The 12,110-nt window shown below is 48.7% G+C and carries 8 protein-coding genes; all 8 read right to left on the bottom strand.

Translation table 11 applies throughout. The annotated features are described in order from the left end of the window. Positions 1 to 86: 86 nt before the first annotated feature. Positions 87 to 266: a hypothetical protein gene (locus tag ACPV3A_RS07800; RefSeq protein WP_426198724.1), complete on the bottom strand. Its 180-nt coding sequence runs from the start codon at positions 264 to 266 to the stop codon at positions 87 to 89. A 31-nt stretch (positions 267 to 297) separates the two neighbouring features. Next, the gene (locus ACPV3A_RS07805) at positions 298 to 1,881 is read right to left on the bottom strand and encodes a glycoside hydrolase family 3 protein (RefSeq protein WP_426198726.1); all 1,584 of its coding nucleotides are present in this window, start codon (positions 1,879 to 1,881) and stop codon (positions 298 to 300) included. Positions 1,882 to 1,915: 34 nt separating this feature from the next. Then, complete coding sequence (locus ACPV3A_RS07810; RefSeq protein WP_426198727.1) at positions 1,916 to 3,199, bottom strand: FAD-dependent oxidoreductase; 1,284 nt, start codon at positions 3,197 to 3,199, stop codon at positions 1,916 to 1,918. A 290-nt stretch (positions 3,200 to 3,489) separates the two neighbouring features. Continuing rightward, the gene (locus ACPV3A_RS07815) at positions 3,490 to 6,117 is read right to left on the bottom strand and encodes a carbohydrate-binding protein (RefSeq protein ID WP_426198729.1); all 2,628 of its coding nucleotides are present in this window, start codon (positions 6,115 to 6,117) and stop codon (positions 3,490 to 3,492) included. 253 nt (positions 6,118 to 6,370) lie between these two features. After that, entirely contained in the window at positions 6,371 to 7,666 is a 1,296-nt protein-coding gene (locus ACPV3A_RS07820) for a glycoside hydrolase family 140 protein (protein ID WP_426198731.1), read from the bottom strand. Between the two features lie 34 nt (positions 7,667 to 7,700). Beyond that, positions 7,701 to 8,663 (bottom strand): carbohydrate ABC transporter permease, encoded by a 963-nt coding sequence (locus tag ACPV3A_RS07825; protein ID WP_194541206.1) that lies wholly within the window; start codon positions 8,661 to 8,663, stop codon positions 7,701 to 7,703. A 15-nt stretch (positions 8,664 to 8,678) separates the two neighbouring features. After that, positions 8,679 to 9,575 (bottom strand): carbohydrate ABC transporter permease, encoded by an 897-nt coding sequence (locus tag ACPV3A_RS07830; RefSeq protein WP_426198733.1) that lies wholly within the window; start codon positions 9,573 to 9,575, stop codon positions 8,679 to 8,681. Further along, positions 9,572 to 12,106, bottom strand: a complete 2,535-nt coding sequence (locus ACPV3A_RS07835; RefSeq protein WP_426198735.1) for a DUF5696 domain-containing protein — start codon at positions 12,104 to 12,106, stop codon at positions 9,572 to 9,574. The genes ACPV3A_RS07830 and ACPV3A_RS07835 overlap by 4 nt, the downstream gene beginning before the upstream one ends. Between the last annotated feature and the right edge of the window lie 4 nt (positions 12,107 to 12,110).

Raw genomic sequence — 12,110 nt, forward strand, 5'->3', positions numbered from 1 at the left:
GCAGCCAAGCCCGATACGTCCAGGTTTTATCCTCCATCCATTCATATTGACGCCAATTCTCACCATAGGTGTGATCCCCCCATCCTTCAGCCCGGGCCCAATCCAATTGGACAATTCTCACCATAGGTGTGATCCCCCCATCCTTCAGCCCGGGCCCAATCCAATTGGACTGCGCCGGGTACGGTGGCAGGGACCCAGCGATCCGGAAATTGCCCCGCATGATCACTCCAGCCCACCTCCCAGTTCAACGCCGTGATCTTCTTCATGCTGCACCCACCTCTACTCCAGGATTTGGAGTTAATCATGTGCATACAGGCTGCGATTCAGCCCCCTCTTCCCGAATATGCCCTCAATTAGATATTCAATTGTGCAGTCAATGTCACCGTATGTGTTCACGATCGTATCGATGGAAGTCTCGTATTCTTTATGCACATAGGAATGAAAATGAGACACAAAGATGATCGGCGTACCCAACTTGCTCCACCCGGCCATCATATTTCTGGCAACCTCATCGTGCAGACGAACGACGTTCAGTCCGTAACTAAGCTTGCTTCCAATCGAACATATAACAAGATCATAGGCCTGTTCGCACATCGCACGGTATAGATTGTCGGGTCCCGGGTCAACCCACTGAGTCAGCTGGTCTGTATGTTTTCCGAGTTCATCTTTTATTTTGTCGTAGAGCTCCGCAAATCGATCAGCATGGTTCATGATCACTACATGAAGAACTCGGGTCTGTCTGGTGATCGGATACGGTATCAACTGCTTTCGGTCTCTTACGACAGTGATACTCTTAGCTACGACTTCCTTAGCTGCTTCAAGATTACGAATCGGATTGGATGCTTCGACGACTCGGTGCGTTCCATCCATCAGTCCCAACTGAAACTTGAGTGACACAATTCGAAGAGCCCGCTTTTTCAACGTGTCGATCGACAGCATACCGGTCTCAAGACGCTGTTCCATCTCCCTGTAGAATATGTCATCCATTCTTGTGAAGAGCAGGATGTCGCAGCCATTCTCTAATGCCAGAGCACAGGCGTCAAAATAATTTATGTACCCTACAAGTCCCCCCATCTCCACCGCATCGGTAACGATCAGCCCATCAAACCCAAGCTCGCCGCGGAGCAGGTCAACCAGAAGCTTCCTGGATATCGTGGCAGGCGGATAGGTTCCCGTCGCCTCATCGATCTCATCAAAAGCCGGCAAAGATATATGACCTGGCATGATCGCCATCGCGCCATCGTCAATGAGATCCTTGAACACTTTGCCAGGTCCAGCTCTCCATTCTTCCCTCGATAATGGATTCACTGGGGTCGTCAAATGTTGATCATATGTTCCAAATCCATCCCCTGGAAAATGCTTGATCGTTGCCATCATGCCATGGTCCTGAAGACCCCGCATATAAGCCGACACCATTTTTATCGTATGTTCCGGATCCTTACCCGCGCTTCGTATGCCGACGACAGGGCTGTCCGGGTCGTATGCCAGATCCGCGACCGGCGAGAACGTCCAGTTATATCCGAGCTCACCGGCTTCCTTGGCAGCAATGGCTCCAACCTCATAAGCCAGTTCTACTGAATTGGTTTGGCTGATCGACATCATCGACGGAAATTTCGTTGCACCAAGCACCATATTACCTGCACCGCATTCAAGATCACTGACAATAAACGGGGGGATCTTGCATCTGGATTGGAATCGTTCGATTTGCTGCTCAAGCTCCTCCCGCTCCGTAGGATGGAAAAACATCGCTCCAAAGGTTTCCGTCCGGTCCGGGCCCACTCTCGTATACGTCGGGCAGCATACTTGGTCCAGCAACTCCCGGTTTGTTAAAGAATCCACGACTTCCGCTGCTGCTTGTGAGAGTTTAATTGTAAATTTCATATCGCTTCTATTCCCTCCTTAATCTGCATCATTACTAAGGCACAATCGCAGCGTGCGCCAGCAGCACATCTCTTACTTCCTCCAGGTTCACCTGCCGGACCGATATATCATCCCGAGCAGCAATTGCAGCGGCGGCGCCAGCTGCCTGCCCCATAGCCATGCAGCTGGCTTGAACCCGGTAGGCCGAATGAGCAACCCGGTCACCGGAAGCACATCGCCCAGCTGCAAGCAAATGATCGCTTCCGCGAGGTACCAATGCCCCATAAGGAATGGTTGGTACCACACCTTCGGCCAGAGGCCGAACATCCGTCGTATTGGAATCGTGCTGATGGATATCGATCGGATAGTAGCTGTAGCAAACCGCATCCGGCCATCGATAGCCACTGATATAACGGTCCGCGTCTACCCATTCTTCTCCGGCAATACGCCACGTTTCCCGAATCCCGCATTCATTGGCAAAATACTCAACATACAGCTGTTCGCAGCCGGGAATGCCCCTGAGCAAACTGTAAACGCGCATTAGCGCCTTTCTTGCTTCAATTTCAGCATGGGACTTCGTCAACGAAGTTGAACCATCAATATCGGTAATATGCAGCGAACTGCTTCCCCTGCTTTGGAGCTCCCTGTACAACGGGATTTCTCCTGGCAGATGATCGGTCCTCCTGATATTTCCAGCTTGCAAGGCGGTGGAGTAAGCCTCTTTCAATGCGGTGACATCGACCTGTTCCATCTGATATCCGCCAAGCTTATAGACCAGTGTTCCCGGCTGCAGCACTTCCCCCTTTACCCGCTCATATCCCATCAGTCCTGCCATATTGGCATCGCCGGTTCCATCCACCAACTTCTTGAATCCAATAGCTGAAAGTCCTGATTTTCCTGCTGTCATCAGCCGGCGCTCCTGACCCTGCACATAGACAGCTGCCGGCATTTCATGGTAACGAAGCACGACACCGGCTTCCAGGCACATTTCTTCAAGGATGGTACTATATACAAATCGATTGACCCTTATTTGGTGTTCCCAATGCCTATTCCCCACCGATTTGGTGAAATCCGGCAGGGTCGCTCCTCCTTTGGCCACTGTACGCTCAATGGCTTCCCAACCTATGCCTCCAATGACCTGCTTCCCACATGCGTGAAATAGACCGGGGAAATCGACCGCTGCCACCACCGTTGTGCCGCCAAGGATACTATTCTTCTCAATAAGGGTGGTCTTTGCCCCTGCACGTGCTGCTTGAATCGCAGCCGTAAAACCTGCTGACCCTCCACCGACAACAACAACATCATAGGAATCCGCTAACGGATACTCTTTCATCCACATCCTTACTACACCTCTTTCATCCTGTTATTCCAGCAGACCGCATGATGATTTCATGTTACCGACTCCAATTTGAATTCGACATGATGAAATCGTTGTTTTTATTGAAAATATTCATGACCTCGCAACGTGAATATTGAACTATTTTTAGATTTTGTTGAAAAAGTAATGATGGTGGGCTTCGCGTCCGCATTTCACCAAAGAACAAAAGAAGAGACTGTCGCCTCCATAGATCATATCTATGAAAGGGACAGCCTCTGATGTAAGACTTTAGAGAAACTTATATTGCGTCATCAGGGAGATGGAACGATATCGATGTGCGCCACGTCGATGTTATTGAAAGCTACGGCACTGTTGTTATGAATTTGAATCGTATGTGTGCCTGCCGACAGCGTTCCCAGGCTTCCTTGATAGTTTGACCAGCTGCTGCCCGGTGTGAACGCGCCATTCGATACATTCTGCCCATTCAATTTCACCTGGAAGGACGGAGCTTCCCCTTCACCGTAAGCTTTAATCGTAAAGTCATATTTGCCTGCGGCGGGGATATTCACCGTCCATCCTGCGGTACCCGTCCGCCAGATTTTCCCCCATCCATCAGGAGTTTGGGCAGCGCTTCCCGGCCAATCGCCTGCTCCCTTGATTTCGTTCATGCCATTAGCCTCGACTCCCAGGTAACGAGAGGGAGCAGCCGGCCCAGCCGGTGTAATGAAACTAAACACATCTGCGGACGGTGTGGAACCGCTGGCATTATTCGCAATAACCTTCCAATAATACGTCGTGTTACTTTGCAGATTGTTGACTTGATGCGTAGTTCCCGTAACCGTTGTATTGACGATCGGATTCGTTAACGTTGCATGGCTCGAAACAATGACCGTGTAATGATCCGAACCGAAAGGTGCATAAGATTTGCCATCGATAACCTGCGTCCAATCCAGAGTAACGCTGGTGCCTTCCACGGATGCGTTGTTCGCCGGTGATTTAAGCGTAAACGGACCCGGTGCTGCACCCTCGATATCCATATGCGCTACATCGATGTTGCTCTGCGCAACCGGGCTGTTGTTGTATATCTGAATGGTATGTGTACCGGCTGTGACCGTTCCGAGACTTCCTTGGTAATCGGCCCAGCTGCTGCCAGGGCTGAATGCCGCATTCGGAACGTTCTGTCCATCCAGCTTCACCTGGAAGGCAGGCCCGCCTCCTTCGCCATAAGCTTTAATCGTGAAATCATAATTTCCTGTGGTCGGAAAATGCACGGACCATTGCGCAGACCCCGTCCGCCAGATTTTGCCCCAGCCTTGCGGAGTTGCTGCTTGGGTGCCGGGGTAGTCGGATGCGGTCTTTCTCTCATTCATGCCGACTGCATACTGGCCAAGATAACGGGATTGGGCCTCTGGTGTTTCTTCTGTTCCCGTTAGTTCCACCATCGTAATCGAATGGGCTGGGAATGTTCTTGTAAAGCTATTGGATACACCCGTGATCGTATTGCCGGGTATTGTTGGCAGCGTACCGTTCGAGGCAACCTGGATACCGTTAATGTTGGCTCCGGATTGAGAGTTGATGGCCGGTGCGTTTAACACCCAAGAGGAAGCCGTTGACTCGGGTATGAAATTGGACAGATTAATGGTTGCGCTCAGGTCTTGGGTCTGATTTTTATTGATTACCATGAGATAGAGCTTGTTATTGACGCCTGTGTGTTTACTGCCCCATATGGTTAAATTCTGGTTGTCGCTGGAGCTTGTCGCTACCATCTGATCACCAAAGTAACGATTTAGCATCGGGTACAGGTAATAGGCTGGCCGCACGTTCTTATTGATGTCCATCAAGCCGTATGCTTGATTGCCCTGCAGGAGAAACTGGGTAACAAAATCCATTTGGTGGTAGGCCAGCCTGCCCAGAACATCGCCCAGCCATAGCGCTCCGGCCATCGTGTCACCAATCCCTGCACCTTCCTCACCTCCAGTCACTTGACCAAGTTCAGTGATGCCCAGTAAAGCTCCTGGTGCGTACTGGTCACGATAACTGACGAGATTATCCGTCGGTGTCGTGTCGGTAAATTGATTCGCCCAATTGATGTAGGAATTTGGATAATCCGTCCCTTCGTAGGTCAATAAATTGTCGATCGTAGGAAAAGAGGACGAATTGGGATTGGTCTGACCGCCCCACAGCGGATACCAATGGATCGATATAGCATCCAGCGGCTTGTTAAGGTCAGCCAAAGTAGAGAGAACCGGCTTTGTCCAGCTGGTCATCTGCATAGGCTGCGCATTTGCGGGACCCATGATCGTAATGGTGGGATCCACAGCCTTCATAGCATCCGAATATTCCCGGATTCTGGCTGCATACTCAAGTGGTGTAACTGCATAGGCATCGCGGAAAAACTCTGGCTCATTTCCGATTTCCCAATATTTGATATTATAGCCCTTCTCAATATTCGCGTACCTCACCATATCGGCGGCCATATCTTTGTCATTCACTTTGGCATTAACCGTGATAAGTGGCTCGGCTCCAACTTCCTGCACCAAACTCATAAAGCTGTCCAAGACATCCGCCGTGATCGTTCTCGTGTACGGATTGGGACCCGTATGCCATTCGTATGAGTTCGTGCGATCCCAATAGGCCATATCAGCCTCGACGCCAGCAGGGAATCGTATCATTTTAATGCCTGCTTCTTTAATCAAATTTACATACTGTTCCGATCGAGTGCTCACCGGATGGAACTCATTTCTTGTCCACAGACCAATATTCGTTCCTCGGATCTCATCTTTCATCGGCGCCACTACCGTATCGGCATCAACCATCAGCGTAGCATCAGCAGCGTATGCCTTGGACGTATGCTCCATCAGCGGCAAGCCTCCTCCATAGACCATGCACATTACACACAACCATGCAGCGAGAAATTTGATTCCAGTTCGCTTTAACACCACCATATCCCTCCTAATGAATGCTTAATAGAAATACGGATTTCACCTCCATCAAAAATGGTTTGGACATGTTGAGAATCATAAAATGACTTTTTCATGTTACATCTTTAAAATTCAGGTCAACATGATCTATTCGTTGTTTTTATTGAAGAATCTTAGGGACTTCGGCACATATTGAAATATCTTCAGGTGAAGTTGAAAAAAAGATCATTTTCCCCTCCGATGCCTGTGGGGAAAACGATCCTAAAGAGATTTAGTCCAACACCGTTTCCAATAGCAAAACCCAATCGTTGCCTCTTCCGCTGGTAGGTGGCTGGAAGACCTGTATTCGGGAGTTGGGGAACCTTCCAGCTTCTATAAACTGGCCATTTCGCGGATCATACCATGCAGCTCTCACCTGATCACCCGCAATTTTTCCCATTACAACGCTTGCCGCCACCCCATTGGGACTGTATATCATCACGAAATCCCTTCCTCTGGTTGCCGCCATGTAGTTGGCGCCGGAATGGTTGCTTTCGAGAAGGCTTTGATCTGGCACTCGATCGAGGTCGGGGTAAGCTTCCATCAATGACCGCAGATGCTGCATTTGTGCTGCACCCGGTCGCGATAACGCATCACGCCAATGCATAAGGTAATGATCACCAGGCTTTAATGTCATGGACCAAATACTGTGATGTCCGTACGTGTGTCCGAAAGCGCCTGAAAATACCGCATAGTAGGCAGCTGTTCGAACATCGGAAGCATCAAAATAACCGTTTTCCGGTCGAAAGCCGATGGGTATATCCTCATAACAAGGCTCTGCATCTAGCGTCGGTTTTGTAGGTGTCTTATGATAATCCTCCGTCACCATTCTATGGCTACTGGTAAGACGCTCGCCGTGTCCCGACTGAATCATGTTAAAATCAAGCCAGGTTTCATGATGCAGCTGGTGTGAGGACGACTGACATCCTGCCGGGTGATATGTCATTAAGTGTCGACCTTGATCTCCCTCCCTCAGGCCTTGCGCCATGGCACGTATGATCGCAAAATGATCAAACGTTACCAAGGGGCGATCCCCACCCAGCACCCATATAACGTTCGGCCGATCCTTATACCGTTCCCCGACCCAACGCCCATAAATTGCTGCGTTCTGTTCATTGAAGATCTCCGGTCCCGTTCCATGCTTAAGATGAAACTTATCCCCCCAAGTCGGCAGTAAAGCAACATATAAACCCAGTGACGCAGCGCGATCAATCACATAATCCACGTGATGCCAATAATGGTTCGTTCCGTCTGTATCTGGTAACCCCGGGTCATAAAAACCACCCGCGTTCTGTTTAAGCGGCAACTTTCCGTAAGCATTGCCTGTACACAAGCCATTCGACTCGGCCAATATGACAGTTTGGATAACATTAAATTTCAAGTCGGCGCGATGCAATAAATACTCATCCACTTCTTCGCGATTCAGCTTGTGAATCAGTTCCCAAGCGGTATCTCCCAGCCAGAAGAAGGACGCCCCGTCTTCATAAGACAAAAATCGTTGATTCTCGCTAATCCTTAGTGTTTTCATTGTCGTGGATTGCCCCCTAAACGTTCTAATAAAGTTACCCAACAATTCCTGTACGCTCCACACTTTCTACAAAATAGCGCTGCACAAATAAATACAGAATGATCAACGGCATAATAGAGAGCATCAGCCCGGTATCCACCAGCATCGAAGCATAGAATGGATCAATGCTGGTGGCGGTCTCCAAGCTTGCTCCGGGTACGCTGAACAATAGATAGTTATTCACGTTGGCCGGCAGAGCAACAAGCTCATTGGATAATACCTTCACGCCGCTCAAGAAATTCCCCGTAAAGAAGGTGTCATTCCACTGCCATACGAAGGAAAACAGGGAAACGGTTATAATCGAAGGTATCGCACTCGGTATGATAATGTGGGTGAATGTCTTCAACATGCCCGCCCCATCCACGAATGCCGCTTCTTCCAGGTCCTTGGGCATATTCAGGAAAAATTGCCTGAATATATAGATATATAGGCCGGACTTTAACGCATTCCCAGTCAGTGCCGTCAGGATGAACGGCCAGTAAGTATTCAGTAGATTCAGTCCATCTCTCCCCGTTATCCACTGGTATGATCCGAAGAAATCAAAATTTTGAAAAGTTAAATATAGCGGCACCATAATCGTTTGCGGCGGAACCAGAATGGTAGCTATAACTCCTGCAAATAACAGCTTCGCCCACTTGGACTGCCATTTGGCAAATCCATATCCGGCTAGTGCGCAGGATACTAACTGGAGAATCATCATCACCGTCGATAAGGTGAATGTATTTAACAACGTCGGCCAGTAATTCATAATCTCATATACGATTTTGATATTGCTAAAGGTGAAGTTTTCAGGAATCCACACGACCACAGGATTATAAATATCGGCTTTATCCTTGATCATGGTCACAATTTTAACCAGAATCGGGTAAAGCACTACAAAGACCAATCCAATGAGAAGTATCGCCCTGATCACTACCCAAACTGCGGTTTTCAGCTTCGTCCATGTCGCCGGTGTCATATCTTTTTGCCCCCTTTAGTTATTATAAAATACTCTTTTAGAGACGAGCGCCATGCTGACGGCAAGAATGACAGCGACCATCAAGAAGTATATCCAGGACATCGCCGAGCTGATCCCAAAATCAATATTGCTGAATGCGATATTATGAATTAAGGTTGTCACTTTGTTATCAATAAAGGAGTCGATAATGGAATAGACAACAATGATGGGTATCAACGAGCTGACCATGGGAAACGTAATCTTCCAGAATGTCTCATAACCCGTAGCGCCTTCCATCTTCGAAGCTTCATACAATGATGACGGAATGGATTGAAGGCCTGCCAGGAATATAAGGATCTGCACGCCTGATTTGCTGATGATGGAATAGATGCGATCTACCGCGCCAGTCAGATATTCCACGAAAGTGGGGGGAAATCCGCTTTCGAGCATCATGTTCTCCAAATTCAAACTCTGAAGGAGCTGCATACTGCCTGCATTTTTGCTCCCCGCCATTAGCTCAGACATGAAGCTAGCATCCTCAATGCTTGTCATGACCCCGGAAGCAAGGATAACGGGCAGGAAAAAGACGGCACGGGCGGCTGCTCTGCCGCGGAACTTCTGATTCAAGATGGTGGCAAGAAATAAACTGAAAACGATGATTAACGGCACATTGATGATCATGTCAATTGAAGCCTCTGTGAGCAATCGATTAAAGTCTTGATGCACGCCGAGGGCAAAGGTATAGTTTTTAAACCCTATGCCGTTTAATTCATAGCCGCTGCTCGTCATGTTCAATTCGCTAAAGCTAAACCGCAATGAGGTGAACAGCGGGGTCACAAAGAAGAATAAGAACCCCAGAAACCATGGCGTGATAAATAACATCGCCATAATCCTCTTCTTCTTCTCAAAGCTAAGCGGTCCTGTACGTTTCAAGCCCCCTCACCTCCAACATAATAATCCCGGGCTTTAATCGTAATCCCCTCTATGGTCACGTCATACGGGTTGTAGTTCACCATGACTACTTTGCCGCCGTCATATTCGGTTCTGCGTACATCATGCGCAAGGATCTCATGCGATACAATTCTGCTGTCCGATACATCTCTTAACACCTCATTGACTTCCAGGTAAGCTGCGGCAGCCTCCTCAATCCATGTCTTATAATGAACAGAATTGAGGTGGTTATATGAAGTATCTTTCACGAGCGAGTTTTTTTGATAGATCCAAGTAAAATATACATTCGAGCCGTACTCCAGACATTGCAGTACATATTCGCGAAGTTCCGCCTCTTGAGCCAAGTTGTAAGGCATTCCTGCGTAATCTACGTATCCATGGAGTACAATCTGATAAAAGGGGACCGATTCATCCGTGATATGAAACCCGCTGTCTGACATCGGTGCTTGGACAATGTGTCGCGCATAGGGGAACAAGTAGGCATTCCCTCCACTCACCATGAGCTCGGCTTCCGGCAGCCGAGTACGAATCTCGCTTGTCTGTTCCGCAAAGATCGTCTCCGTTTGCGTACGATCGATAAATTGCCCTCTGCGAAAGTTCGAATACAGCTTGTCGCCCAGTCCCCCCAGACTTATACCCTTCAATTCATATGGGCTGTAGCTTTGCAGCAATCGGTTCATCATGCCGGGTAAGAGCTGGGGGGCAAGCATATATTGCGGGTCCCCTTCCCGATCGTAATCCCCTGTGGCAGGATCATAAGGATATAACCCGGCAACATTCCGGTTTAAATGTCGGACGGCAGCCTTGGTCGGAGTATAGGTTAGCGAATGAAACGGATAAAGCGCTGTCATTGAAACATGCGGGTATAAGGCCACTCCGTTTTCCTGGCTGAAGTCATTTAATTCTTTTAATCCACGTTTGCCTCCAAGCACCTTCTCGGGAGACACTTGTGTAGGGACGGTATGATTCACCCCGCCATTAAACCATCCGGTATACTGCACTTTGATATTGTCCAATGATCGCTCCTGCAATTGTTTGATCACGGATTGAGCCTGCTCAAATGTCGTTAGGGCTTGCATCGACTCATACGGTATGCCAAGAAAATGATTCCGTTTGGGTATCGCTCCGATCAGTTGCAAATAGAAGGGCAAATCAGCCTCCGGTTCACGCTTGATCAGCATATTCCGTTCCACTAGATATTCCTGATACGCCAGGGCCATTCCCGTATAATTTGCAGCCTCATCTTCAAGGAACACATAACGGATCACATAATCCGCAGCCGTAGAGCGCTCTTGGTAGGTTGGAATTTCGCGAGACGTCTCTCCCGCCTCTATGCGAATCACCTCTCGGGCAAGCACTTCAAATTCCGCGAATACATGATTATAGGAATTCAGCTGTCCGTTCGTCATTGCCTTCACGGAAGCCACCGAAGCACCATGTTCGATAATCGCTAGAAGCGCCTTATGATTCTTTTGGATTCCGAATACGGGCAAACGGATCGTCTCTGTTACGGATTGCTGGTTTTGATCATACACAGCGGGATCTTCTCCATAGATTCTTTGCTCATATGGAAAAGGAACTGGCTCTTTGTTCATATGAATCAGGCTTCCCGAACCATCAGGCACGAACAAGTAGCCTTGGTCTTTGGGCCCGCCGGCACCGAAGTACTCCAGAACCGAGATATGCCGAATCGGCGTGGCTGCTGAATATTCCACTTCATTCACCGGGACTCTTACTAGAAAATCCGCCCCATCAAGCACATATTCAATTGAAACTTTGAATTTTTCACTATCGTCCGCAGCAAGCGCAATTTGATGCTCCTCATGGTCACGAGCCAGATCCTCTTCCGTATATTGGGCCAGCTCAAACGCTTCAATCGTTCTCCGCAATATCGTTCCTTTAAGCGCATCGTCATAGCGCTCATAGACCTCGGAGTTGTCCCTGATAACATAGGCATGGGTCAAGTGGCGCCTGAAGGAATCGCCTGCTTGTTCCATAATCTTCTCATAACGTTCTTTACTGATTTTCTGCGGCAGCCTATCCAGATTCGATACGGGTTCTCCAAATAGGTAGGTTACCTTCAGTCCGCCATTGATCGGTTCAGCCTTGGCTTGACCATGTGCCACGCTGTCTTCAAACGAAGTCATCCGTACTTGCTGTCTCGACAGATTATCGTAGGTCAGGGATAGGGGCGAATACATAGCGTATGTAGCTCCCGAATCTTCTGCGCGGCCTGGCGGATTTGAATACCACACTGTTCCCGTCAGATTGTTCCGTACGGCAATTCCCGTATCGGATGCATCATAGTACAGCGACAACAAGCCGTTGGAAGTCACGCCCTCCATCCCCTTAAGTTCAACCTGAGGTTTAGAAAAAACCTGCGCAGTTGCTCCTTCTATATTTACTTCTGTATATGCCGGGACATCCGCAATCTCCGGTTGAAGACCCCAAACGAATATGGCAGCACTACCGAGGAGTAACACAGTTAAGCTAAACATTAATATTTTCTTCATCTGC

It is taken from the genome of Paenibacillus sp. Dod16, from assembly GCF_049893405.1.
GTDB lineage: Bacteria > Bacillota > Bacilli > Paenibacillales > Paenibacillaceae > Paenibacillus_AQ.

Excerpts from the sequence above, each read along its gene's own strand:
- ACPV3A_RS07800 (WP_426198724.1), bottom strand. The coding sequence starts at position 266 with ATGAAGAAGATCACGGCGTTGAACTGGGAGGTGGGCTGGAGTGATCAT.
- ACPV3A_RS07805 (WP_426198726.1), bottom strand. The coding sequence starts at position 1,881 with ATGAAATTTACAATTAAACTCTCACAAGCAGCAGCGGAAGTCGTGGAT.
- ACPV3A_RS07810 (WP_426198727.1), bottom strand. The coding sequence starts at position 3,199 with ATGTGGATGAAAGAGTATCCGTTAGCGGATTCCTATGATGTTGTTGTT.
- ACPV3A_RS07820 (WP_426198731.1), bottom strand. The coding sequence starts at position 7,666 with ATGAAAACACTAAGGATTAGCGAGAATCAACGATTTTTGTCTTATGAA.
- ACPV3A_RS07825 (WP_194541206.1), bottom strand. The coding sequence starts at position 8,663 with ATGACACCGGCGACATGGACGAAGCTGAAAACCGCAGTTTGGGTAGTG.
- ACPV3A_RS07835 (WP_426198735.1), bottom strand. The coding sequence starts at position 12,106 with ATGAAGAAAATATTAATGTTTAGCTTAACTGTGTTACTCCTCGGTAGT.